Raw genomic sequence first — 23623 nt, 5'->3', positions numbered from 1 at the left:
CCCGCTCCCCCACAGGTCAGGCCCGCGCCATCGCTCCGGTCTGCACGCATGCGCGTACGCGGAGTGACGTGAATGCGATGTGCGTACGGGCGTTCACCGTCCGTGTCGGCAAGACTCTGTCCGCTATCCGAAACAACCACCCAAGGGAGTGTTCGAAATGCGGTCCATCGCAAGGGGTCTCGGGCTCGGTTCCGCCGCCATGGCGCTCACCGCGCTCACCGCACTGGCCTGGCCCGGAACGGCCGGCGCGGCGCCCTCCGGGACGGCCAGTCTGTACGCACCGTCCGCACTGGTGCTCTCCGTGACGGCGGGCGCAGACGCCGACTCCGGCACGGTGCTGCGCGCGGTCACGCTGGTCTGCGCCCCGGCGCCCAGTGGCACGCACCCCGACCCGGTCGCGGCCTGTACGGAGCTGCGGGCCCACGCGGCCCGCATGGACGCCCTCACGGCGCCTGCCGCGGACGCCGCCTGCACCAGGGAGTGGAACCCCATGACCGTGACGGCCGACGGGGTGTGGCAGGGACGGCGCCTCAGCTACGACCACACCTTCGGCAATCCGTGCGGCCTGCGGAGCACCTCGGGCATACTGTTCGATTTCTGATCCTGCGTCAGGGGTCTGAGCCGGGCCGGCCTGCGGCGACCGCCGCAGGCCGGCCCCTCGCACACCGCCCCGCCGTCAGCCGAGTTCGAGGCTGGTGACCCCGTACAGCCCCGCCAGGTCGAGGTCCGGCGCCGGCCCCGTGTACATCCGGGCGGCTTCGAAGGTGGGGGCCAGGCCCAGGCCGGTGACCAGGGCGGTGGCCGCCGGATGCACGTCCGGCACGTCCACGGCGACCAGGCCGTCGGGCGCGTGCTCCGCCAGTCCCCGCAGCAGGGCGGCCGCGATCTGCGGACCGGCGGCGTACAGGGGGCCGATCCGGGAGGCTCCGCTGCACGGCCGGATGACGCCGAGCCCTTCGATCCGCCCGTCGCGGACGGCGGCCAGGGCGGTCCGTCCGGGCAGACCGGTCCAGGCGGAGAGGAAGGCGTTTCGCGGTGCGGGGAAGAACCGGCGGTCGTAGGCGGCGAGTTGACCGAAGGGGAGGAGGGCCGCATCGACGAGTTCCACCCCGGCCGGCGTGCCGTCCGCCCCAGGGGCCGCGGTATCCGCCGCTCCCCGGGGGACGCCCTCGTGGCGGACGTTGTTCCAGGCCCGACGGAACCCGGACCTGCGGTAGTTCTCCTGCTGGTCGACGACTCCGTCGAGGCCGATCAGCCGCCCCGCCAAGCGCGCCGTCCCGGCCTGCCACAGCCGCATCCCGTAACCCTGGCCGCGTACCGCGGGCCGGGTCAGGTAGAAGCCGATGAAGCCGAAGTCCGAGCCGTAGCGCACGGCGGAGATGCAGCTCACCGGTTCGCCGTCCAGTCTGCCGACGAGGAAGCCCTCCGGATCGGCGACCGCGAAGGCGAAGCGGTCCGAGTCCCCCGGATTCCAGCCCTCCTCGTCGGCCCACGCGCGGATCGTCTCCATGTCGGCGCCGCCGGCGCCGGTGATCTCGAATCCCCTCATGTCCGGTGTTGTAGCAGACGGACGGAGGGCCGTGCAGGGGGCCGAGCAGGGCGCCGGCCGACCGTCGGCGGCGGCCGGTGCGCCGGTCAGCCCGCGCAGATCACGTCGTCGAGCCGGATCGGCAGCGAGTCCAGCCGCACGTACGCGGTGAACGTGTCGGTGGCCCCCGCGTCCCAGAGCGTGGTGACCGTGGCCCAGCCGACCCCGGCCGACTGCGCCACGGTGACCGGGCCGACGGCGATGCCCCGCGGCGCGTTCTGCGCGCACAGCAGGACGTCGGCCCCTTCGCTCTCGCCCTGCTTGTCCTTCAGCAGCTGCGAGACCCGGTGCTCGCGGTCGTACGCGGAGGGGCCGCGCAGACCGTAGAAGGAGGTGAGGAAGCGACTGATCTCCACGGCGGAGTGCCGGTGCGAGACCGGGGCCGGCGCCGCTCCGGGGGCCGCCTGAACGGCTGCGGAGGACGGGGCCAGCAGGGCGAGCAGGGTGAGCGGCAGGACGCCGAGGCCGTACGGCATGAGCTTCATGTTCCGGTTTGTACCCGGGTACCGGGCCGGCCGGAGGGAGCCGGGCCGGATCTCACTCCAGTGGTGGTCCGGATTCACCGCGGAAACGTCTCCCCGGCCCCCGCGCACGGCCCCGGAATATGCGGTCGCGCACGCGCCGGGGCCCTGCGTAGGGTCGGCGCATGGGGAAGCCGCTCGTCGCAGTGTTCAGTGGGGCCGGGATGTCCACGGAGTCCGGTATTCCGGACTACCGGGGCCCGCAGGGGCTGTGGCGCCGGGACCCCGACGCCGAGAAGCTGGTCACGTACTCCTTCTACATGGCCGATCCGGAGATCCGGCGGCGGGCCTGGCTGATGCGCGCCGAGGTCGCCGCGCTGGGGGCGCGGCCCAATGCCGCGCATCTGGCAGTGGCGGAGCTGGAGCGCGCCGGCACCCCGGTACGGGTGCTCACCCAGAACGTGGACGGGCTGCACCAGCTCGCCGGGATGCCCGCGCGCAAGGTCTTCGAGCTGCACGGCACCGCCCGGTCCGTGGTGTGCACCGCCTGCCACGAGCGCTCCGGCATGGAGGAGGCCCTGGCCCGGGTCGCGGCCGGGGAGCCGGATCCCCCCTGCCGTCGGTGCGGCGGGATCCTCAAGCCCGCGACCGTGATGTTCGGGCAGCGCCTGGACCCGGTGGTCCTCGGGCAGGCGATGGCCGTGGCCAAGGGCTGCCAGGTGTTCATCGCGGTCGGGTCGACCCTCCAGGTGCAGCCCGCGGCCTCGCTCGCGGGCACGGCCGCGGAGGCCGGGGCCCGGCTCGTCATCGTGAACGCGCAGGAGACTCCGTACGATCCGCTCGCCGACGAGATCGTGCGCGAGCCGATCGGGACCGCCCTGCCGGCCCTGCTGGCCCGGTTCGCCGGATGACGGGACCGGGCCCGCTGCCGGGCCGGTCCGTCGGGTCGTGGGCGGCTACGCGCCGTCGGCCGCACGGCGCATCGCCGCCACGTCCAGCTTCTTCATCTGCATCATGGCGGCGGTGGCCCGGACCGCCCGCGCCGGATCGGGGTCGGAGATCAGCTCGATGGCCTCCTCCGGGGTGACCTGCCAGGACAGCCCGAACTTGTCCTTGACCCAGCCGCAGTTCGCTTCCTGCCCGCCGTCGCGGGTCAGCGCCTCGTGGTAGTAGTCGGCCTCGGCGTCGTCGGTACAGCGGATCTGGAAGGAGACCGCCTCGGTGAACGGGAACTGGGGCCCGCCGTTGAGGCCGATGAACTTCTGCCCGTTGATCTCGAACTCGACGACCATGACCTCGCCGTCCTTGCCCGGACCCGCCTCGTTGTACCGGCCGATCCTCCCGATCCTGCCGTCCTTGAACACGGAGACGTAGAAGTCGGCGGCGGCCTCCGCGTTCCCGTCGAACCACAGGCACGTGGTGAAACCGTTGCTGCTCATGACTGCCTCCAGGCGAGTGCGTGACGGACGGTTCCGCGGTGGATGCCGTCCCGCACATACAGACCGGCCCCGGGCCCGAAATTCATCGGTGGGCCCGGGGCCTTTCCGTGTCCGGCCTGGAATTCGCCCGTCCGGGCTACTCCCCGGACGGCCCGGTCACGCCGAGCATCCGGTCGACGACCCGCCGGGTGGCCTCGCCGTCGTCCAGGTCGCAGAACTCGGCGCGGAACGCGGCGCGCGCCTCGGCGTACTGCGCCCCGACCGCGTCCGCATCGCGCACGGCCTCGATCAGGCTGTCCGAGTCCGCGAGCAGCGGGCCGGGGGCCTTCTCCTCCAGGTCGAAGTTGAAGCCGCGCAGGGTGCCGCGGTAGTGCTGCAGGTCGTACGTGAAGAGCAGGATCGGCCGGTCGGTCAGCGCGAAGTCGAAGATCGCGGAGGAGTAGTCCGAGATCAGGACGTCGGCGACCAGGAGCAGGTCGGTGGCGTCGGGCCAGCGCGAGACGTCGACGACGAAGCCGTCGCGGACTCCCTCGCGGACCTGCTCGCCCACGTTGTGGTGGCCGCGGATGAGCAGGACGTGGTCCTCGCCGAGTTCGCGTCGGGCGCGGTCCAGGTCGATCCGCAGGTCCAGCTTGTAGCCGCCGGAGAAGCCCTCGCAGTTCTCCCGCCACGTGGGCATGTAGAGGACGACCTTCTTGCCCTCGGGCAGGCCGAGCCGCCGCCGGACCTCCGCGATCCGCTGGGCGTCGGGCCGTACGAGCGCGTCGGTGCGGGGGCTGCCGGACTCGATGACCTCGCCCTGGTAGCCGAGGGCCCGCTTCAGGACGGGGGTGGCGTACGAGCTCGGGGAGGCCAGCAGCGTCCACTGGGCGCTGTCGTGCTCCAGGCCTTCCAGCACCTCGGGGCTCGAGTAGTAGTCGTGGACGTAGTCGTGGCCGATCTGCTTGATCGGCGTGCCGTGCCAGGTCTGCACCACGGTCTGGCCGGGGCGGCGCAGGAAGTTCCGCGGCACGTTGGAGTTGACCACGTAGTAGCGGGCACGGGCCAGGAGTTCCCACGACTCCACACTGTCGTACTGGACGGCGCGGGCGGTCGACGGCACCTCGGCGCGGCCGTCGCGGACCAGCCAGACGTGCTCCAGCTTCTCGCCGCGGCGCAGCAGTTCCTCGTGGATGGCGCGCGGCGAGTCGCCGGCGCCGGTCCCCTGGAAGGTGTCGTAGACGACGACGTCCTTGACCGGCAGGGCGCGCTGGGCCGGGTAGGTCTCGAAGCGGGCCACGCGCTGGGCGTAGTTGGAGCGGTCGTGCGGGCTGAGCAGCGGGTCGGAGACCAGCACCGTGCGGTCGTAGAACCGCGCCTCGACGCGCATCCGGCGGCCCCGCGTGGTGAAGGGGTGCGGGCCGGCGAACAGCAGGCCGGGGCCCATCTGCACGGGGGCTCCGCGGTCGACGCCGAGCAGGCCGGCGGTGGTGCCGCCCTGGGAGACCGGGCGCAGCGTGGGCCACCAGCGGCCCTCGGGCAGCGTGGTGAGGCCCGCGTAGGCCTCGGGGAGCACCGGCTCGAAGGTCGTCGTGAAGGTGTCGCCGTCCCGGGTGAGCGGGTAGCTGAACTCGACGCCGTGCGCGTTGTGCAGGACGAGCTCGTAGGGCTCGTCGGTGGGCGCCGCGAACCGGCCGCTCAGGGTGACGGCGCCGTCCTTGGCCTCGACGGAGTCGACCAGCGGGGGCGAGGGCTGCACGGACAGGGTCAGGTGGCCGGTGTTGCCGCGCTTGGCGTACAGGCTGCGGCCGGTCTCCCCGCCGGGCAGGGGCAGGACCAGGCCGTTGAAGCCGCCGCGCTCGTCGTGGACCAGGCGGTGCTCGGTGCCGTCGGCGCCGGAGACGGACAGGCTCCACGGCTCGGGGGACCATTCACCGGGCTCGCACACGGTGTCCGCCACGGCGGCCAGGTCGGCGAGGGGCACGCGGACGGTGAAGGGCGTCCGGCCGGCGCCGGCCGGGGTGGTCTTGACCGGGAAGGTGCGCACGGTGCCGGTGGTGACGTGGACGGCCTTGAGGACGGCTGCGGCGCCGACCTCGGCGGCGAGTTCGCCGCGCACCTCGATGGCGTCGTCACCGGCCTTGCGGACGTCCAGGGCGCGGGCGCGGACGACCTCGACCTGGACGGTGAGCGCGCCGGCGACGCTGGGGACGATGCGGACGTCGGGGGCCACCCAGTGCGGGGGCGGGTTCTGGCCGGTGTCGTGCTCGCCGCCCTTGAGGCGGGCGCGGTGCAGGCCTCCGGCGCCGGTGACGGCGATGGAGGTGGTCCAGGTGCCGTCGCGCCAGGCACCGCCCGACTGGAAGACCGAGGGGTCGACGACGGCGGTGAAGCCGGCCCAGCCCGCGTGCCTCAGGGCCAGGTGCGGGGCGTTCACGGAGGCCATCGGGGAGGCGACGGTGCGGGCGCTGACGACGGAGCGGCGGCGCTTGCCGCCCTCGCGGAACACCAGCATCTTGCGCGAGCCGAGGCGGCTTTCCGCGCCGAGGTGGCCGGGGATGGCGTAGCCGCGCAGGAGGAGCTTGCCGTCGGCCCAGGCGGCCTGTTCCAGGCGGCTGACGACGCGGCGTTCGCGGGGGCCGAGGGTGAGGATCTTGGCGGGGACCGGCGGACGGCCGTGCAGGAAGGGGTAGTCCGCCTGCGGGCGGGCGAGCCCCTTGACCGGCACGCTGTAGTGGAAGTCGCGCTGGTGGTCCTGGAGGGCGATGAAGTCCTCGACGCGGCCTTCGCGGGCGAGGTACGCCTTGAGGCGGTCGGCGACGGTCAGGTCGGACCAGGGGCCGGTGCCGATCTCGCGGACGAGGCCGCCGACCTCCTTGACGAAGGCGGCGCGGAAGTCGGGGCCGCCCTCGCCGACGTACTTGTAGATGAGCGGGAGTTCCTCGCTCAGCACGTTGTAGTCGTAGTCGCGGAGGTAGCGCTCGTACTTGGCGCCCTGCTTGGCCTTGAGGGACTCGCGGACCAGGCGGACGGAGGTGACGCGGTCGATGAGGGAGACCGGGTCGGTGGAGCGCTGGGTGATGGAGCGCTCGCCGGTCTCGCGGACCCGCCAGTGGTAGACGCAGTCGCTGATGATGTCGACGCTGGAGGCGAAGTAGTGCGCCGGGATGCTGACGGGGGCGTCCTCGTAGAGGATGCCCTCGGGGTACTGGAAGCCGTGCTCGTCCCAGAAGGTGCGCCGGTAGACCTTGTTCCACGCGGTGCGGTCGGTGACCAGCGCCGGGAACTTGGAGATGTGGGTCTTCAGCTGGGTCTTCGCGAAGGCCGCGCGGTGCCCCCAGGACTGCTGCATGCCGACGGAGCGGAAGCGCTTCACGTTGCCGCCGGCGAAGTCCGAGCCCGTCTCGTCGAGGGCGTCGATGAGCCGCTGGTACGCGTAGTCCGGCATGGTGTCGTCGCTGTCGACGAAGGCCAGGTACTCGCTGTCCTTGTCCGCGTGCCGGGCCCCCACGTTGCGGGCGGCGCCGAGGCCGGCGTTCTCCTGCATGACGACGCGGAAGCGCTTGTCCTTGGCCGCGAACGCCTTGGCTATGACGGCGCTGGTGTCCGTGGACCCGTCGTCCACGAGGATGGCCTCGAAGTCTTCGAAGGTCTGGGCGGCAATGGACTCCAGGCACTCGTCGAGATAGAGCTCGACGTTGTAGACGGGGACGACGATGCTCAGGCGCGGGGGCATGGGTGGCGAGTTCTCCAGCGTTTTATGCTTTATCGATGATCAGCTGATGACAGCATCCTACTCTGTAACGGATTCATAAAATCCCCCTATCCCGGTCATACCCGGCCTGATCACCGGGGCGGACGGCAAAGAATTAAGCCGTCCGCCACCCGGACGATGCGGTAGGACGCGCTCCGGAAGGGTTACCGGGGGTCAGACCTCCAGCTCGTTCTCGATCTTCTTCAGCTGGTGGCGGGCCATCGCGAGGTTGGCGCGCTTCTTGTCGAGCGCCAGGTACAGGAAGAAGCCCGCCGCCCCGCGCCCCTTCAGCAACCGGATCAGGTGGTACTGACCGCCGAGGGTGATCAGGATGTCCTCGATCTCGTCATTGAGCCCGAGCATCTCCATGGTGCGCACCTTGGCGCGGACCACGTCCGTGTTGCCCGCCGCGGCGACTGCGAGGTCGAGGTCCTTGCCGCCCCCGATGGTGCCGAGGGCCATGCCGCTGCCGTAGTCGACCAGGGCGGCGCCGAGCGCACCCTCGATGGTCGTGGTGGCTTCCTTGAGGGCGGTTTCGACGTTGGCCATGAGAGGTTCCTCTTCCTTTGTTCACTGGTGGGGTGTGCCGGATCCGGTCCGGTCACGGCGGTGGGTCGTGGTCGTGGTCAGCCCGGGGGCGCCGCGGGACCGCGCCGCGCCAGGGTGTGTTCGATGAGTTCGGCGATGCGCAGGCTGGACCGCCGCGCCTCCAGGTGGAGCCGTCCCACGTTCAGGCGCGGCTCCGCGATCAGGGTGAGGACGGCGGCCTCACCCGCCGCGTAGGTGGCGACGTAGCCGTGTTCGCCGCGGACCAGCAGTTCGCGGAATCCGCCCTGGCCGGTGCTGTCGCTGAGCCGCTGGGCCACCGCGAGGGCGGCCGCGGTGAGCGCAGCGACGGACTCGGACTCGGTGGCGGCGCTGTCCTGCGCGAGCACCAGCCCGTCGGAGCTGGCGGCGAGCGCGCCGGTGAGCTGCGGGACACGGGCCCGCAGCCTGCGGAGCTCCGCGAGTATCTCGGCCTCCGCCTCGGCGGGCACCGTGCTCATGTCGGCCTTTCTCCTTTCGGGCTGCCTCCGCTCGGAGCGGTCGGCACGCAGGGCCGGTCGCAGCGGGAGCCTCACAGGCTTGCCTCCAGTGCGTCGCGTAACCGGCGGAGCAGCGCCACGTCCGGGGGTTGGGCCTGGGTCATCCAGTCGGGCAGGGGGTTCGCGGCCGGCACCGGGACCGGCGTGTGCGGGGTCTCGACCAGTCCGGCCGCCGCAAGGCGCCGTACGTCGAGCAGGGTGTGGAAGGCCGGTCTGCCCAGCACCCAGGCCAGGTCCGCGGGGGTGCGCCTGCCGTCGGCCCGGACCAGCAGCAGGCGCTGGCGGGCGGTGACGGTCTGGCCGGGGGCGGCTGCCCGGGGGACGACGGGCGCGGTGTCCAGCAGCGGATAGGGCCAGACCGCGTCGAGGAGTTCGCGGCGGCGCCGGGTCTCCCGTTCGACGGCGGCGGCCGGGACCGAGCGGACCGAGCCGATCCAGTGGGTGGCCCCGCGGCGGAAGCGGGAGGGCCCGCTGCCCGGGGAGAGGGCGAAGAAGGCGGCGTCGAATATGGCGGCGAGGTGGCATATCTCCAGTTCGCCGCCGGAGAGCCCGCCGCTGTCCACGAGGAAGCGGGCGACCTGGCGGCGGGCGCCGGCCCGGTCCACGGCCTCGCGCCAGCGTTCGGGGGCGAGGCCGCCGCCGGTGGTGAGGAGTACGTCGAGACCGGGGGTGGCCGGGCTCTCGGCGTGCACGATGCGGCCGTCCTCCAGGAAGAGGGTGCCGCGGTCGCGTAACAGGGCGCCGGTGGCGCGTTCGGCGGCGAGCCGTGTGAGGAGGGGGGAGACGGCGACGGAGGCCGCCGGGGCGGTGACCGGGAGGGTCATCTGAGCACCAGCCCTTCGGCCAGTGTGCGGAGTCTGTGCCGGGCGAGGGCGAGGTTTCCCTCGGCCCGGTCGAGCCACAGGTGGAGGAAGACGCTGCTGTCGAAGCTCGTCTCGACGAAGCGGAGCACGTGGTAGCCGGTGCGGGTGGTGACGATCAGGTCCTCGACGGGCGGTCCTGCCTCGCCCTGCCCGGTCCCGGCGGCGGACGGCCCGTCCCCCGCCGGGGCGAAGGACTCGTACTCGGCGGCGGCCCGGGCCAGCTCGGCGGTCTCGGCCGCGGTCGTCTCGTGGTCGCCCACGGGCGAGTCCCCGGCGGTACCGAGGGCCAGTCCGCTGCTCCAGTCGACCAGCGCGGCCCCCCGCGCACCGGGCAGGGCCATGGCTTCGAGCAGGCATTCGTCGATCCCGGGCACTCGGGCTCCCCTCCCGGCCGGACGTGCAGGGTGCACGGTCGTACGGCGCGACAGGAGGGAACCTACTCAAGTTCCGGACTGCGGAAGGGTGTTCTGGCATTTTCCGCTGGAACATGCGGGTCAGCACGTGACACCTTGGCCGGAACGCGTCGCCTTTTGATCATGTAGGCAAAAAAGCGGTCACTGAGCGCCCGGATCGGTCCACTCCGGGTCCTGGCCGCGCCCTGAGCCCCAGGACGCCCTACCGGGTGCACGTCACGAAGGCGGGCAGCGCCGCGTCCTGGATCAGCCGGCGGGGCAGGGACAGGCCGAAGCGCCGCTCCAGGACGGCCAGCGTGTCCCGGTCGTGGAGGCCGTACGGTGCGTCCTCGGGGCCGGGTCCGGCGCCGTCCGGGCCGAGGATCCCCGCCGCCATCAGCTCCGGCAGCAGGAAGTCCGGCTGGTGGCCGCCGCGCCAGCACTCCTCTCCGAGTGCGAAGCAGCAGACCAGTTCGCCGTCCCGGGCGTACGCGAACTGCTTGGGCGGGTGGTCCGGCTGCGGGTCGAGGTGGACGGCCTCCGCCCCGCCCCGGGAAACCTCGGCGAGCCGCTGCGCCCCGGCGGGCAGCCCGTGCTCGACGGCGAAGGACCAGCCGCCCCAGCTGCCGACGCGGGCGACGCCGTCCCCGTCCACCGTCTCCGTCACCATGCTCCACGCGTCCAGGGCGCCCAGCGGCCCGGGGTCGACACCGGGGACCGCGCCCAGCCGCAGGGCCAGTTCGCCCGGGTCGATGCCCCGGGCGAAGGTCAGGCCCACGAACCAGCCGTCCCAGTCCGCCAGCCAGCGGATGCCGCCGCCCGCGCCGTCCTCCGCGGTCCCGGCGACCCCTGCTTCCCCCACGGTCTCCCCCACGGTCTCCCCCCGCGATGTCGGTGCTCCCCGCACCGGCACCCTAGCCAGTGCGCGGGGCGCTCCGGGCTCAGTCGCCCGACCCGCACCTGAACGAGCCCCTTCGGCGCGGTTGCGGATGTGCAGCGTCCGGGCCCTCCCCACCGGCTCCTCCGCCGTGTCAGGCTGCCCGTCATGGAGCGGATCATCGAGGAGATACGCGAGGACCTGGACCGCCGGATCGCCCTGGCGGCGGACCGGCTCGCCGACCGGACGCTGGCCGAGGACCCCGCGTACGCCGCTCTGCTCGGCCGGGCCGAACTGCGCGAGCGGGTCCACCACCACCTCCGCCAGGCCGTCGAAAGCCTGCTCCGGCGCCTGCGCGGGCTGCCCGTCGACCTCTCCGACGCGCGGGCCACCGGGACGCTCCGGGCCGGCCAGGGGCTGCCGCTCGCCTCGCTGCTGCGGGCCTACCGGGACGGCGGGCGGCTGCTCTGGCACGTCCTCACCGAGGCCGTCGCCGTGCACGACCGGGCGGCGCTGCCCCGGCTGCTGCCGGGCGCGAACGCCCTATGGGACGTGCTGGACGAGATGACGGACGCCGTGGCCGAGGCCTACCGGCAGGTGGAGGGCCTGCGCGGGGAGCGCGACCGGGAGCGCCGCGCCGCCCTGCTGGACGCCCTGTTCGACGGGACGGCCGAGGCGGACGGCCCCACTGCCTCGGAGGCCGCGGCGCAGCTGGGGCTGCCCGAGCGGGGCCGGTTCGCGGTGGTCCTGGTGGCCGCGGGCGGTCCCCCGCTGCCGGCCGGGCCGGTCCCCGCCGGTCCCGGCCCGGCGCTGCGCGTGCTGTGGCGGATCCGGGCCGACGGGGAGACCGGCCTGGTGGAGCTGGGTCACCATCCGCTGGAGTCCGTACGGGAACTCCTCGCTCCGCTGGGGGTCCGGGCCGGGGTGAGCCCGGTCGTGGAGGCACCCGGCGAGCTGGCGCGGGCCCGCAGGCTGGCCGCCCTCGCACTGCGCACCGCACCAGGCTCCGCGGCAGGCCGCGCGGCAGGCCCGGCGCCGGGTCCGGCGGGAGGCGCCGGCACGGCCCTGCTCGACGAGCACCTGCCCGAGGCGCTCGTCGCCGCGCAGGCCGAACTGGCCGCCCGGCTGCGGGAGGTGGTCCTGGGTCCGGTCCTGGCGCTGCCCGCGGAGGACTGCCGGGTGCTGCTGACCACGCTCGGGACCTGGCTCGCCTGCCAGGGCTCGACGACCCGGGCGGCCGGACTGCTGCACTGCCACCGCAACACCGTCTCCAACCGGCTGCGGCGCCTGGAACAGTTGACCGGCCGCACCCTGGCCGACCCGGCGCAGGTGGTGGAACTGGCGCTGGCGCACGCCGCGGTCGTCCAGCAGGCGGGCGCGCCGGGCGCCCTGCCGCTCCCGGCCGGTCCGGGGCGCGGACCGGGGCGCGGACCGGCGAGCCGCGCTACGTCCGGTCCGCTTCCCGCTGCCGCGCCTGCGCGGCCTTCGCCGACTCCAGCCGGTACGGCACGTCGATCACCGCGACCCCGGGCGTGAACAGCAGCCGGGCCTTGAGCCGCAGCGCGTTCTGGTTGTGCAGGGGCTGCTCCCACCAGTGGCCCACGACGTACTCGGGGATCACCACGGACAGCATGTCCGTCGAGGTGTCGGCGGCCAGCTCCTGGACGTGGGCCAGGACCGGGCCCACCACCTCCCGGTAGGGCGAGTGCAGGATCTTCAGCGGCAGCCCCGGGTCGTGCGCGGCCCACTCCTCGCGCAGCCGGGCCGCGTCCGCCTCGTCCGCGGCGACGGTGACGGCCGTCAGGGTGTCGGCCCGCAGGCCCAGTGCGTAGCCGAGGGCCTGCAGGGTGGGGGCGTGCATGGAGGCGACCAGGACCAGGACGTGGTGGCGGGCGGGCTTGCGCGGCGTGGCGCCCGGGGGGACGGCGACCTGCCGGGCCACCTGGTCGTAGTGGCGGCGTACCCCCTTCATCCCCAGGAAGAGCAGCGGCATGGCGATGACGACCAGCCAGGCCCCGTGCGTGAACTTGGTGATCAGGACGATGACCAGGACCAGCGCGGTCAGGGTGGCGCCGACGGCGTTGATGGCCAGGCGGCGGTGGATGTGCACGCGCTCCTCGGGCGGGGTCGCCGGGGCGGCGAGCTCCTTGCGCCAGTGCCGGACCATGCCCGCCTGGGAGAGGGTGAAGGAGACGAAGACGCCGATGATGTAGAGCTGGATGAGGCGGGTCAGCTGGGCGTCGAAGGCGACGATCAGGGCGATGGCGGCGAGGGCGAGGAGCACGACTCCGTTGGAGTAGACGAGGCGGTCGCCCCGGTTGAAGAGCTGCCGGGGGGCGTAGCGGTCCTTGGCCAGGATCGAGGCGAGCATCGGGAAGCCGTTGAAGGCGGTGTTCGCGGCGAGGATCAGCACGCCGGCGGTGACCGCTTGAAGCAGGTAGAAGAGGATGTGCCAGCTGCCGAAGGTGGCGCGGCCGATCTGGGCCAGCGCAGTGGACATCGGCGTGCCGGGGGCCAGGCCGAGTTCGGTGGGGTCCTCGGCGACGTGCACCTGGTAGGACATGGCGAGGGCGGTGATGCCGGCGAACATGGTCACCGAGAGCACCCCCATCGCCGCGAGGGTGGTGGCGGCGTTCTTCGCCTTGGGCTTCTGGAAGGCGGGCACGCCGTTGCTGATCGCCTCGACGCCGGTCAGGGCGGTACAGCCGGAGGCGAAGGCGCGCATGGTGAGCAGGACGAGGGCGAAGCCGGCGTAGGAGCCTTCCGCGGTGATGGGCAGGTCGGCCGACTCCGCGCGGATGGTGTCGCCCGTCGCGAGCCGGACCGCGGCGCAGGCGAACATGAGGTAGATGACGAGGACGAACCCGTAGGTGGGGATCGCGAAGATGCGGCCCGATTCGCGGACGCCGCGCAGGTTCATCAGGGTCAGCAGGACGACGAAGCCGACCGACAGGACCACCTCGTGGTCGCTGAGCGCGGGAATGGCGGACGTGATGGCGGAGACCCCGGAGACGACGGAGACCGCGACGGTCATGACGTAGTCGACGAGGAGGGCGCTGGCCGCGGTGAGGGCGGCGGTGGGCCCGAGGTTCTCGCAGCTGACGACGTAGGCGCCGCCGCCGCCGGGGTAGGCGTGGCAGGTCTGCCGGTACGAGGCGATGACCACCACCAGGAGGAAGACGATGGCGGCGGCCGCGTACCAGGTGAGGTGCAGTAGGGCGACGCCGCCGAGGGCGAGGATCAGCAGGATCTCCTCGGTGGCATAGGCCACGGAGGAGAGCGGGTCGCTGCAGAAGATCGGCAGGGCGAGCCGTTTGGGCAGCAGGGTCTCGCCCAGGCGCGCGGTGTCGAGGGGTTCACCGACCAGTACGCGTTTCGCATTGATACGCCTCATTGGGGCATGATCGTGCATGATTCAGCCCGTCTTGCGGTCCATTGCCCCTTTCGTCGCCTGTGTCATCCGGCGAGTTCCTCCGCCCGGTACGCCAGCCAGAGGTCGTGGCGGGTGCTCGGGCACTGGAGCAGGGAGCGTTCCAGCACGGCCTCGATGCGCGTCAGCCGCTTCCGGGCGCCGGGCACCGAGATGCCCAGCGCGGCGGCCGTCGGGACGAGTTGGGCGTCGTGGTCCAGCCAGGTGCGGAGGGTGGTGCGGGCGCCCGGCGGAGCCCCGGCTCCGGCCAGCGGGCCCAGATGGGTACGTGCCCAGGCCGTCAGCCGCGGATCGCGCAGGACGTCGTCGAGGGCGGCCTTAAGGTCCGGCGGCGGCGCGGTGAGCAGGGCAGCCGCCCCGGCTGCGGCGGCCGGACCCCCGGCCGGGCGCGGGTCCGGGCCCCGCTCCGGCGGCGTCTCCGGCGGCGGGGTCGGCTCGGAGCCCGCCCCCGCGCCCGGCCGCGCCGCACCCGGGGTCAGCCGCAGCGCGAGCGAGAGCGCCGCCTGGTCCGGCAGGCGCGTCAGGTCCAGCCCGAGCACCTCCTCGATCAGCCGCAGCCTCCCGGCCAGCGTATTGCGGTGGATCTTCAGCAGCCGGGTCGCGTGCGAGGTGAAGTTCAACCAGGCGTGAGCGGTGGCGCGCAGCTCCTGCGCGCCCGGGTCCTGCAGGCGCCGGGGCTCGTAGCCGTGCAGGGGCGCGAGCACGGTCTGCGCCCAGCCCGCCGCCGCATCGTGGGCGGCCAGCGCCAGTTCGGGCCCCGGCCCGAAGCGGGCGTGCCGCTCGTCCCGCCCCCGGGCGACGGCCAGGGCGTGGAAGGCCTGGCCGTAGGCGTCCGGGGCCTCGCGCAGGAACCGTTCTCCGCTGACCCCCACCGTGCAGTCGCGGGCCGCGTCCACCAGCGCCGCCGCGAGCGGGTCGTGGTCGGCGGCCGCCACGGGGCCCGCCGGGACGAAGACGATGAGGTGGCGCACGTACACCGGGCAGCGCACGATCCAGGCCTGGCCGCCCGTCAGCTCCTCGCACAGCCGGGTCACCTCGGCGCGGCTCCCGGGCCGGCACTCGACGACGTACATCCTCATGGGCTCGGGCAGCGGGGGGCCGAGGGCCCCGGCGATCTGGTGGGCGGTCGAGATCCTGCCGTTCATGAGGAGGTGCAGCACTGCCTCGCGGGCCCGGGACTCGGCGAGCTCGGCCCGCTCCTCACGCCGGCCGGCCTCCTCCGCGCGCAGCACCAGGGCCAGCGGGACGGCCGCATCCGCCAGCAGGGCCGCCGCGCCGGGATGGTGCTGCCGCTGCAGTACGGCGGCCAGGGCGCGGCCGTCCTCCAACGCGAAGAGCAGCGCCACCGAACCGCCGTCGTGCAGGACGGCCGACCGGGCCCTCCGGGCGGCCATCTCCGCGGCCGCCCGGACGGCGAGTCCGGGACCGCGCGCCTCGACGGTGTCCAGCACCCCGGTCCAGCCGCCCAGCCGGACGGCGAGCCACTCCAGCACGGCCGCCGACCCGCCGGTGTGGGCGAGCCGGTGGAGCCTGAGGACATCGTCCGAACGCGACCAGTCCTGGGGCGGTGGCAGGGCGGGACGAGGTTGGATGGGACGCTCCTCCGGGTGCGGGCGGGGGGCGGGGGCCGCCGCGTTCCATCATCCGGCACCCACTGTGCGCGGGGAAACCCCCCGCGCACCGCCACTGGGCACACCGAATCCTGCGAACGGGCCGGTGGCCGCCTAGGTTTGCCCGTGGGCGGCCGGTCCCCGGTGCTCACGGGGGAAGCACCGGGGACCGGCCGCTCCGCCCGTACCGCCCCGAGGCGGCACGGTCCCGGCGCGAGCCCCTCACCGTCCCGCCTCGCCGCCGTTCCGCCCGGCCGCCGGTCCGCCTCGCTGCCGTCCCGCCTCGCCGCCGTCCCGCCCGGCCGCCGGTCCGCCTCGCCGCCGGTGCGTCGACCTCCCGCGCCGGGGCGGGGTCCTCCGTTCGGGGGAACGCTCGGGCAGGTTGTCTGACCCGGCCGCCCTCCCGCAGGGGTGGTGTTCCCGTCTCGCACGGTCGTCCGCGTGATCGACCGGCCCGGACCGCGGGGCCGCAATCAAGCCGCCGCCGGCAGGCAGCGGGGCCCGGCGGGGACCGCCCGGCAGGCCCCTCGGCACGGACGTCCCTGCGTGGGCGGGGGTGGCCGGGGACGGGCCCGCGCACCGTCGCCGGAGGGGCGGACGCAGCGGTGACCGGAATCGTTCGCACGCAGCAGACGGCGCCGGGAGGCCTCGGGCATATGCCGGCCGCAAGGCCGTTGCGGATGTTGCCAAACGTCTTACACGCCGTCGCCGCCTGTGCAACAGTCAATACCGGCTCCATCCGCCAGACTTGGCCGTGCCGCGCCTGTATCGGAGTTCTCATGCCGTCCCACCTGTTCGCGGACCGTCCCGCGCAGCCGCCCGAGCCGGGATCGGTGGACGCGCTGATCTCGCAGACCCGGCGCCTCCGCGGCGAGGTGGACGCCGTCCGCCGTGACACCGTGGTGGACGACGACGACGCCCAGGGCCGCTGGCAGCGCGCACTGTGTGACCTCGCCGTCCACCACCTCGACGACCTCGGCCAGCACCTCGGCCAGCTCAAGGAGGGTTTGCCGCCCGCCCCCGAGCTCATCGAGGCGCCGCAGGCGGCCCCCGAACCGGAGCCCGAGGACCACCGGACCCGGGTCGGCAGCGCCGAATGGAACCTGCTGACCGACGAGGTCACCTGGTCCGACGAACTCTTCCAGATCTTCGGCCGCTCGCCCGAGTCGGGCGCGCTGCCCCTCGACGAACTGGGCTCCACCCTCTTCTCCGAGGACCAGCCGCTGCTCACCGCGTGGGTCACCGCCTGCCTGGTGGACGGACGGCCGATAGACGGCGAGTTCCGCATCGTCCGGGCCGACGGCCGCGTCCGGACGCTGCACATGAGGGGCGAACCGGTGATCGACTCCGACGGCTGCACCGCCTCGATGTGGGCCGTGCTGCGCGACGTGAGCGAGCTGCGCCGAAGCCAGCGGGCGGTGCGCGAGTCCCAGGACTCGCTGCAGCGCCGGCGGGAGATCGCGCAGACCGAGCACCGGTTGGCGGTCGAGCTGCAGGAAGCCGTGCTCCCCCCGTGGCGCGGCTCCCTGCAGTTCCCGAGCGGCAGCGCGGGCAGCCTCGACGTGGCCGCCCACTACATGCCCTCGGCGACCAGCGCCCTGATCGGCGGCGACTGGTACGACGCACTCGAACTCCCCGACGGACGCTCGATGCTGACCGTCGGCGACCTCACCGGGCACGGGGTGACCGCCACCTCGGGCATGGCGATGATGCTGGGCGCCTTGCGGGGCATGGCCATGGCGGGCATCGAACCGGGCCCCCTGATGGGCTGGCTCAACCAACTCCTCGAAACCTCCGTCCAGCCCGCGCTCGGCTCCGCCGTGTGCTGCTGCTACGACCCCGCACGCCGGGTGCTGTCCTGGGCGCAGGCCGGACACCCCGCCCCGCTCCTCTTCCGCCGCGGAACGGGCCGCTCCCTGGTACCGCCCGAGGGAGTCCTGCTCGGTGCGACCTCCGGGGCGGCGTACGGACAGGCCGAGGAGCACCTTGAGCCGGGGGACGTGCTCGTGCTGAGCACCGACGGACTGACCCCGCGCAGCATCGAGTTCAGCCGTACCGACGGCACCGAGCGGCTCCTGTCGCTGGCCTCGCGGTTCTCCGCGGCGCGGTCGGCTCAGGACTGCGTGCGGCTGGTCATTCAGGAATTCGGGGACAACCGGCGCGAGGACGACGCCTGTGTGCTCGTCGCCCGGGTGGGCGGCTGACCCGGCGCACCCACGCAGGGGCTTCGTGGCCGCGCCGACGGGCGCGGCCTTTCTCGTCTCCGCGCGGACCCCGTCTCCCACCGGGGAGTGCGTGTCCCCGCCTCCCACCGGAGAGTGCATGTCCCCGCCTCCCACCGGAGAGTGCATGTCCCCGCCTCCCACCGGAGAGTGCATGTCCCGGTCTCCCGCCGGGGCGGGCGGCCCGCGGCCGGCGCGCGGGGCTGTGGCTTGCCGAGTGGGGCTACGCCTTGCCGACGCGCACCCCGCGCGGGGCCGGGCTGTCGGGGAGGGCCCGTTCGATCTCCTCGCGGAGGTCCTCGATCCGTGCGTAGCCGGCGTACTGACCCGTCAGCCGGTACATCTCGCGCAGCCGGTCCCAGGTCCGGTGCGAGGAGGTCTCGTTCATCGACACCAGCGCGAGACGGGCGTACCGGTCCGCCTGTTCCGGGTCGTCGGCGATGAAGCAGGCGGAGGCCATCGAGATGTAGTCGAAGATCTGCGAACGCTGGTAGCCGTCACCGCGCAGCCGGAGCGCCTCCTTGGCGTGGCGTGCGGCCACCGGGGCCGCAGCGGCCTCGTGGTCGGCGAGCGTCCGGTAGGCCAGCGCCTGCATGCCGTGCAGGTCCGCCTCGTCGAAGTGCTGCATCCAGCTCGGCGGCGGTACGTCGCCCTTGTCGGAGACGAACAGCTCCTCCGCCTCGCCCAGGGTGCGGCGCATGGCCTGGCCCTTGCCCATCGCCGCCTGCGCCCAGGCCTCGATGGTGTGCAGCATGGCGCGGGTGCGCGGCAGGGTCTGCTCCCCGGACCCTGACTTGGCCAGCTTCATCAGGTCCAGGGCCTCGTGCGGTTTGCCGAGGTGGACCATCTGACGGGCGGCCCGGGACAGTGCCTCGCCGGCGCGCGGCCGGTCGCCGCCTTCGCGGGCCGCGTGCGCGGCGATCACGAAGTACTTCTGGGCCGTCGGTTCGAGCCCCACGTCGTGGGACATCCAGCCCGCCAGCACCGCCAGGTTCGCCGCCACCCCCCACAGCCGCCGCTGCAAGTGGTCCGGGTGGTGGTAGGCGAGCATGCCGCCCACCTCGTTGAGCTGGCCGACGACGGCCTTGCGCTGGAGTCCGCCGCCTCTGGAGGCGTCCCAGGCCCGGAAGACCTCCACGGAACGCTCCAGGGCCTCGATCTCCTGGGAGCCGATCGGGGCGGCCTCGTAGCGGTCGTAGGCGGCCGGGTCGGCCTGGAAGGAGTCCCCCGGGCCCTGGGCGGCCCCGGAGCGGGTGGGATCGGTGTGCAGCCAGTCGTACATGGCGTTGCTGAGGGCGGAGCCGGCGGTGAGCACGGCGCCCGCGCTCATCAGACCGCGACGGTTGAGCATGAGGTCCATTCCCGTGAATTCGGTGAGGACCGCGGCCGTGCGTTCGGGCGCCCAGGGCACTCCGTCGGGGTTCTCCTTCACCCCGTCCGGCTGCCGTCTGGAGGTGCGCCGCTGCCGTACGAACCCGAGGTCCTCGATGGTCACGACACGACCGAGCCGCTCGGTGAACAGTGCTGCCAGTACCGTGGGCACCGGTTCGCGGGGGGTCTCCCCCATGTCGATCCAGCGCCTCACCCGCGAGGTGTCGGTGGCCAGTTGGTGGTGGCCCATGGCCGCCGCCTGCCGGTTCACCATCCTCGCCAGTTCGCCCTTCGACCAGCCGGCCAGGCCGAACAGGTCGTTCAGGCGGGTGTTTGGACCTTTGCTCACGTCAAGCCCCCAGGTTCTCGGCTGACTTGACAGTAGCCCCCCGTCAGATGCCCAGCGACTATTCGCCAGGCTTCGCCAGGGCACGCTCGATGGTCCGCCACCCGCGGCCGGGTGTCAGGTAGGAATGCGCCTCCCCGACCCGGTCACCGGCGGAACTCCCCAGGGTGAAGCACGGGATCCGGCGGGGCGGCGTACGAACTCGTCGGCGCACGAAGGGATCCGTAACGCCATGTACGCAGCAACGTCCTCCGTGTCCGCCCCGGTCCGACCCCACCGCACGCTCCAGGCCGGCGGCGGCCCCTACCTCGAACCGGGCCGTCCCGCGGCGCCGGCGCAGGGCGCCGTCCGGGCCCGGCGGCTGCCGGGGACCGGATCGCAGCCGCTCAGCGGGCGGATCGACCTCTCCGGCCCGCAGGGGGCGCAGCTGCGTACCGCGCTCGCCTCGGTGCAGCGGATCTGTCCGGAGTTCGCCCCGGTCCAGGTGCTGCGGCGCAGCGGCCGCTCGGTCCTCCTCGTGGGAACGACCGGGCGGACGACCGCCGTCGCGAAGGTTTTACTGGACCACTCGCCCGAGTGGCGCGAGCGGTACCGGCACGAAATAGCGGCATACCGGGCGTTCGTCCGGCACCGCCCGCCGGTCCGGGTGCCGCGGCTGATCGCCGCCGACCCGGAGAACTGCACGCTGGTGGTCGAGCGGATGGCGGGCCGGGTGGCGGCTCTGCAGCGGCACCCGGTCGAGGCTCCTCCGCGGGTCGACCTGCGGGCGGCCCTGGGCGCGGTCTGCCGCGTCAACCAGTGGCAGCCGCCGGGTGAGCTGTTCGGCACTCCGCTGAACTACTCGCGCCGTATCGTCCGCGACTACGAGCTCGGCCTGCTGACCGACCGGGACCTGGGCGACCTGCAGAAGCTGCTGCACGGCGTCAGGATGTCGGGGACGGGGCTGCAGTTCAACCACGGTGACGCACTGCTGTCGAACCTGCTGCTGTCCCCCGCCGGTCCGGTGCTGCTCGACTGGGAGCACGCGGGCTGGTACCTGCCCGGCTACGACCTGGCCACCCTGTGGACGGTGCTCGGTGATGCCCCCGCCGCCCGCAGCCAGATCAGCCGCCTCGCCCAGGCGGCCGGCCCGGCCGCCCGGGACGCCTTCCTGGTCAACCTGATGCTGGTGCTGACCCGGGAGATCCGGATGTCGGAGACTGCGGTCCAGCGGTCCATGCACGCCACGGCCCCCGCCCAGCCCCTCGTCGCGGGCGCCCTGTCCTGCGGCGAGGAGCAGCGGCTGCTGCTGCGCCGGCTGCACGACGACGCCGGGCTGGCCCGCCGGGCGGTCCGCGCGGCGGTCGGCACCCGTTGACCGCTTCCCCCTGATTCCCCACCCCCATGGTTGCCGAGCCCCGGGTCACCCGCCCGGGGCTCGGCGATGTCCGCGGCCAGCCGGCCTGAGGGCGCGAGGCGGGAAAGGTGCCGGGAGGTGTCCGGGGCGTATGCCTTGACTTCACATGATCCCCCGAACATTTTTCTGACGCAGCATCAGCATGCTGGTACCGCCCCCCTCCTCCCTCTCCGCTGGAGCCTGCCCATGACCGCAAGCCCCGCATCGTCCAGCAGTTCCCCCTCCGCGCGCCCGACCCGCAGGACGGTCCTGGCCGGGACCGGAGCCGGGGTGCTCGCGGCAGCCGTGCTGCCGTCGGCCGCGGCACGGGCCGACAGCGCCCTGGACGGGCCCCCGCTCGGCGAGTACGACGTCGTCGTGGTCGGGTCCGGAGCCGCCGGGATGACTGCCGCCCTCACCGCCGCCCGGCGGGGGCTGAGCGTCCTGGTGGTCGAGAAGGCCCCCACGTTCGGGGGGTCGGCCGCGCGTTCCGGGGCCGGGATCTGGCTTCCCAACAACTCGGTGATCCTCGCCGCGGGCGTGCCGGACACCCCGCAGAAGGCGGCCGCCTACCTCGCGGCCGTGGTCGGCCCCGACGTGCCCGCCGACCGGCAGGCGGCGTTCCTCGCCAACGGTCCGCGGATGCTGGACTTCGTCATGGCCAACAGCCCGCTGAGGTTCCGTTTCATGGAGGGGTACAGCGACTACTACCCCGACCTGCCGGGCGGGCTGCCGAACGGCCGCTCCATCGAGCCGGACCAGATCGACGGCAACATCCTGGGAGCCGAACTGGCCCGGCTGAACCCGGCGTACCTGCCGGTCCCGGCGGGGATGGTGGTGTTCAGCCAGGACTACAAGTGGCTGAACCTGGCAGCGGTGAACGCCAAGGGGCTGGCCGTGTCCACCGAGTGCCTGGCCCGCGGCACGAAGGCCGCCCTGCGCGGGGAGAAGCCGCTGACCATGGGCCAGTCCCTGGCGGCGGGGCTCCGGGCGGGCCTGCAGCGGGCGGGGGTTCCGGTGTGGCTGAACAGCCCGCTGGTGGACCTGGTCCAGGAGGGCGGCGCGGTCACCGGGGTGGTGGTGGAGAAGGAGGGCGTACGGGGCACCGTACGGGCCCGGCGTGGGGTGATCGTCGGCTCGGGCGGATTCGAGCACCATGCGCAGATGCGGGCGCAGTACCAGCAGCAGCCGGTCGGCACCCAGTGGTCGGTGGGGGCGAAGGAGAACACCGGCGACGGGATCCGGGCCGGCCAGCGGGCCGGGGCGGCGCTGGCGCTGATGGAGGACGCGTGGTGGGGGCCCTCGATCCCACTGCCCGGGGAGCCGTACTTCTGCCTCGCCGAACGGACCCTGCCGGGCGGCCTCATCGTCAACCGGAACGGGGCCCGTTTCGTCAACGAGGCCGCCCCGTACAGCGATGTGGTGCACGTGATGTACGAGAAGGACCGGGGGGCACCCGGTTCGCACATCCCGGCGTGGCTGATCGTCGATCAGAACTACCGCAACAAGTACCTGTTCAAGGACATCCTGCCGACGTTTCTCTTCCCCGACGCCTGGTACGAGTCCGGCGCGGCGAAGAAGGCGTGGACCTGGGACGCGCTGGCCGGGCAGATCGGGGTGCCGGCGGGGGCGCTGCGCGCCACGCTCAACCGGTTCAACGCGCAGGCCTGGAACGGGACGGACGCCGACTTCCACCGGGGCGACACGGCCTACGACCACTACTACACGGACCCGGGCGTGCACCCGAACTCGTGCCTGGCCCCGGTCTGGGCTCCGCCGTTCCACGCGTTCAAGATCGTGCCGGGGGACCTGGGGACCAAGGGCGGCATCGTCACGGACGCGCGGGCCCGGGCGCTGCGGCCGGACGGATCGGTGATTCCGGGGCTGTACGCGGCCGGGAACGCGAGCGCGGCGGTGATGGGCCACAGCTATGCGGGGGCGGGGTCGACGATCGGTCCCGCGATGACGTTCGGCTACGTCGCGGCGAACGCCGTCGCGGACGGGTGAGGCTGCGGCGCGGCCGGCGCCGCCGGCCCTGCTGCTAGCCCTGCTGGAAGAGCTCGGCGGGGAGCGGCTTCAGGAGGGCGTAGAGGTCGTCGGTGATGGGGCGGTCCCAGCTGGCGATGGTGACCAGCACGTTGTCGCTGCGGTCGAACTGGACGCAGGAGATGCGGGACTCCGAGAGCTTGACCTTCCGCACGATGAGGAGGTTGTCGCCCTGCATGACGGGGCAGTCCTCGACACCGGTGACCTCGACGTCCTCGTCGTTCTCGAGGGCGTCGAGGAGCTGGGCCACCTCGAAGGGGACCTGTCCTTCCGAGAGGTCCCGGGCGGGGGAGCCCTCGGGGAGGTTCCCGATGATCATCGCGGGGCCGCGTCCGCCGAACAGGTCGTAGCGGAGGAAGACACCCTGGCAGCTGCCGTCGGGGGCGGGTAGCAGCCCGGCCCCGAGATTGCCCGGCCAGTCCCCCGGGTCCATGGCCAGGACGTCGAAGTCCGGGCCGGCGGGTGTGGCGGCGCGGTGGCGGCGGAGGAAGGACATGCCGCCATGGTACGTGTCCGGGTGAAGTTTTCCGGCCCGGGGCCCCTGATCCGGCCGCCGTCCCGCCTGCCGTCCCCCCTGCCGTCGCCGTACGGTCCCGCCGGCGCCGCGGAGCATGCCGGGGCGGCCCGTGCGGGCCGACCGGGCGCGGATCGGGGCGGCCGCGGGCCGGCCGGACCGCCGAAGGGCCCGGGTCGACGGGGGGCCGGATGTGCGCCCCGGCCCGGCGTCCGCCGGAGCGGCCGCGCCGGAGCGGGCCGGACCCGCTCGGGCGGCCTCCCGGTGGGGA

Annotated in this window: 19 protein-coding genes; 6 read left to right on the top strand and 13 right to left on the bottom strand. The window is 73.5% G+C overall.

The genetic code is table 11. The features are described from left to right. Positions 1-157: 157 nt before the first annotated feature. Positions 158-601 (top strand): SSI family serine proteinase inhibitor, encoded by a 444-nt coding sequence (locus ACLJTM_RS08185; RefSeq protein ID WP_411102756.1) that lies wholly within the window; start codon positions 158-160, stop codon positions 599-601. 75 nt (positions 602-676) lie between these two features. Here ACLJTM_RS08185 and ACLJTM_RS08180 read toward each other — a convergent pair whose 3' ends face one another. Together ACLJTM_RS08180 and ACLJTM_RS08175 are read right to left on the bottom strand one after the other, a co-directional pair. After that, positions 677-1549, bottom strand: a complete 873-nt coding sequence (locus ACLJTM_RS08180) for a GNAT family N-acetyltransferase (protein WP_411102755.1) — start codon at positions 1547-1549, stop codon at positions 677-679. Positions 1550-1635: 86 nt separating this feature from the next. Beyond that, a complete protein-coding gene (locus ACLJTM_RS08175; protein WP_411102754.1) occupies positions 1636-2073 on the bottom strand; it encodes a hypothetical protein in 438 nt (145 codons plus the stop codon). 161 nt (positions 2074-2234) lie between these two features. Between ACLJTM_RS08175 and ACLJTM_RS08170 the strand changes: the two genes are divergently transcribed. Then, the gene (locus ACLJTM_RS08170; RefSeq protein WP_411102753.1) at positions 2235-2960 is read left to right on the top strand and encodes an SIR2 family NAD-dependent protein deacylase; all 726 of its coding nucleotides are present in this window, start codon (positions 2235-2237) and stop codon (positions 2958-2960) included. Between the two features lie 45 nt (positions 2961-3005). On the opposite strand, the gene ACLJTM_RS08165 is transcribed toward ACLJTM_RS08170, so the two are convergent. From ACLJTM_RS08165 to ACLJTM_RS08135, 7 genes are all read right to left on the bottom strand, one after another. Then, entirely contained in the window at positions 3006-3488 is a 483-nt protein-coding gene (locus ACLJTM_RS08165; protein WP_411102752.1) for a VOC family protein, read from the bottom strand. 136 nt (positions 3489-3624) lie between these two features. Further along, positions 3625-7203, bottom strand: coding sequence for a CDP-glycerol glycerophosphotransferase family protein (locus tag ACLJTM_RS08160; protein WP_411102751.1), 3579 nt, complete (start codon positions 7201-7203; stop codon positions 3625-3627). A gap of 192 nt (positions 7204-7395) precedes the next feature. Beyond that, the gene (locus tag ACLJTM_RS08155) at positions 7396-7770 is read right to left on the bottom strand and encodes a hypothetical protein (RefSeq protein WP_411102750.1); all 375 of its coding nucleotides are present in this window, start codon (positions 7768-7770) and stop codon (positions 7396-7398) included. 77 nt (positions 7771-7847) lie between these two features. Beyond that, positions 7848-8267 carry a roadblock/LC7 domain-containing protein gene (locus tag ACLJTM_RS08150; RefSeq protein WP_411102749.1) on the bottom strand — a complete coding sequence of 140 codons (420 nt, stop codon included), beginning with the start codon at positions 8265-8267 and terminating at the stop codon, positions 7848-7850. Between the two features lie 71 nt (positions 8268-8338). Further along, complete coding sequence (locus ACLJTM_RS08145) at positions 8339-9130, bottom strand: transcriptional regulator (protein ID WP_411102748.1); 792 nt, start codon at positions 9128-9130, stop codon at positions 8339-8341. Beyond that, entirely contained in the window at positions 9127-9543 is a 417-nt protein-coding gene (locus ACLJTM_RS08140) for a hypothetical protein (protein WP_411102747.1), read from the bottom strand. Before ACLJTM_RS08140 ends, ACLJTM_RS08145 begins: the two co-directional genes overlap by 4 nt. A 241-nt stretch (positions 9544-9784) precedes the next feature. After that, the gene (locus tag ACLJTM_RS08135; protein ID WP_411102746.1) at positions 9785-10435 is read right to left on the bottom strand and encodes a DUF6461 domain-containing protein; all 651 of its coding nucleotides are present in this window, start codon (positions 10433-10435) and stop codon (positions 9785-9787) included. Between the two features lie 171 nt (positions 10436-10606). Here ACLJTM_RS08135 and ACLJTM_RS08130 point away from each other — a divergent pair, with 171 nt between their 5' ends. Next, entirely contained in the window at positions 10607-11974 is a 1368-nt protein-coding gene (locus tag ACLJTM_RS08130) for a helix-turn-helix domain-containing protein (protein ID WP_411102745.1), read from the top strand. Here ACLJTM_RS08130 and ACLJTM_RS08125 read toward each other — a convergent pair. Beyond that, entirely contained in the window at positions 11883-13832 is a 1950-nt protein-coding gene (locus tag ACLJTM_RS08125) for an APC family permease (protein WP_411102744.1), read from the bottom strand. The genes ACLJTM_RS08130 and ACLJTM_RS08125 overlap by 92 nt on opposite strands. A 62-nt stretch (positions 13833-13894) precedes the next feature. Continuing rightward, positions 13895-15361: a helix-turn-helix domain-containing protein gene (locus tag ACLJTM_RS08120; RefSeq protein WP_411102743.1), complete on the bottom strand. Its 1467-nt coding sequence runs from the start codon at positions 15359-15361 to the stop codon at positions 13895-13897. Between the two features lie 896 nt (positions 15362-16257). Here ACLJTM_RS08120 and ACLJTM_RS08115 point away from each other — a divergent pair. Next, complete coding sequence (locus ACLJTM_RS08115; RefSeq protein WP_411102742.1) at positions 16258-17682, top strand: PP2C family protein-serine/threonine phosphatase; 1425 nt, start codon at positions 16258-16260, stop codon at positions 17680-17682. A gap of 241 nt (positions 17683-17923) precedes the next feature. Here the strand turns inward: ACLJTM_RS08115 and ACLJTM_RS08110 are convergent, their stop codons facing one another. Continuing rightward, a complete protein-coding gene (locus tag ACLJTM_RS08110) occupies positions 17924-19420 on the bottom strand; it encodes a hypothetical protein (protein WP_411102741.1) in 1497 nt (498 codons plus the stop codon). 229 nt (positions 19421-19649) lie between these two features. On the opposite strand from ACLJTM_RS08110, the gene ACLJTM_RS08105 reads away from it, so the two are divergent. Both ACLJTM_RS08105 and kstD read left to right on the top strand, forming a co-directional pair. Further along, on the top strand, positions 19650-20774 hold the full coding sequence (locus ACLJTM_RS08105; RefSeq protein WP_411102740.1) for an aminoglycoside phosphotransferase family protein: 1125 nt from the start codon (positions 19650-19652) through the stop codon (positions 20772-20774). A 225-nt stretch (positions 20775-20999) separates the two neighbouring features. Next, complete coding sequence (gene kstD / locus ACLJTM_RS08100; RefSeq protein ID WP_411102739.1) at positions 21000-22799, top strand: 3-oxosteroid 1-dehydrogenase; 1800 nt, start codon at positions 21000-21002, stop codon at positions 22797-22799. 34 nt (positions 22800-22833) lie between these two features. Here the strand turns inward: kstD and ACLJTM_RS08095 are convergent, their stop codons facing one another. Further along, complete coding sequence (locus ACLJTM_RS08095; RefSeq protein ID WP_411102738.1) at positions 22834-23334, bottom strand: hypothetical protein; 501 nt, start codon at positions 23332-23334, stop codon at positions 22834-22836. Positions 23335-23623: the final 289 nt, after the last annotated feature.

This window comes from Streptomyces sp. cmx-4-9 (assembly GCF_046548835.1).
Classification (GTDB): domain Bacteria; phylum Actinomycetota; class Actinomycetes; order Streptomycetales; family Streptomycetaceae; genus Streptomyces.
This window is presented reverse-complemented; position numbering and strand designations above follow the sequence as displayed.

Coding starts and splice junctions, on each gene's coding strand:
- ACLJTM_RS08185 (WP_411102756.1), top strand. CDS start 158: ATGCGGTCCATCGCAAGGGGTCTCGGGCTCGGTTCCGCCGCCATGGCG.
- ACLJTM_RS08180 (WP_411102755.1), bottom strand. CDS start 1,549: ATGAGGGGATTCGAGATCACCGGCGCCGGCGGCGCCGACATGGAGACG.
- ACLJTM_RS08175 (WP_411102754.1), bottom strand. CDS start 2,073: ATGAAGCTCATGCCGTACGGCCTCGGCGTCCTGCCGCTCACCCTGCTC.
- ACLJTM_RS08170 (WP_411102753.1), top strand. CDS start 2,235: ATGGGGAAGCCGCTCGTCGCAGTGTTCAGTGGGGCCGGGATGTCCACG.
- ACLJTM_RS08165 (WP_411102752.1), bottom strand. CDS start 3,488: ATGAGCAGCAACGGTTTCACCACGTGCCTGTGGTTCGACGGGAACGCG.
- ACLJTM_RS08160 (WP_411102751.1), bottom strand. CDS start 7,203: ATGCCCCCGCGCCTGAGCATCGTCGTCCCCGTCTACAACGTCGAGCTC.
- ACLJTM_RS08155 (WP_411102750.1), bottom strand. CDS start 7,770: ATGGCCAACGTCGAAACCGCCCTCAAGGAAGCCACCACGACCATCGAG.
- ACLJTM_RS08150 (WP_411102749.1), bottom strand. CDS start 8,267: ATGAGCACGGTGCCCGCCGAGGCGGAGGCCGAGATACTCGCGGAGCTC.
- ACLJTM_RS08145 (WP_411102748.1), bottom strand. CDS start 9,130: ATGACCCTCCCGGTCACCGCCCCGGCGGCCTCCGTCGCCGTCTCCCCC.
- ACLJTM_RS08130 (WP_411102745.1), top strand. CDS start 10,607: ATGGAGCGGATCATCGAGGAGATACGCGAGGACCTGGACCGCCGGATC.
- ACLJTM_RS08125 (WP_411102744.1), bottom strand. CDS start 13,832: ATGAGGCGTATCAATGCGAAACGCGTACTGGTCGGTGAACCCCTCGAC.
- ACLJTM_RS08115 (WP_411102742.1), top strand. CDS start 16,258: ATGCCGTCCCACCTGTTCGCGGACCGTCCCGCGCAGCCGCCCGAGCCG.
- ACLJTM_RS08105 (WP_411102740.1), top strand. CDS start 19,650: ATGTACGCAGCAACGTCCTCCGTGTCCGCCCCGGTCCGACCCCACCGC.
- kstD (WP_411102739.1), top strand. CDS start 21,000: ATGACCGCAAGCCCCGCATCGTCCAGCAGTTCCCCCTCCGCGCGCCCG.
- ACLJTM_RS08095 (WP_411102738.1), bottom strand. CDS start 23,334: ATGTCCTTCCTCCGCCGCCACCGCGCCGCCACACCCGCCGGCCCGGAC.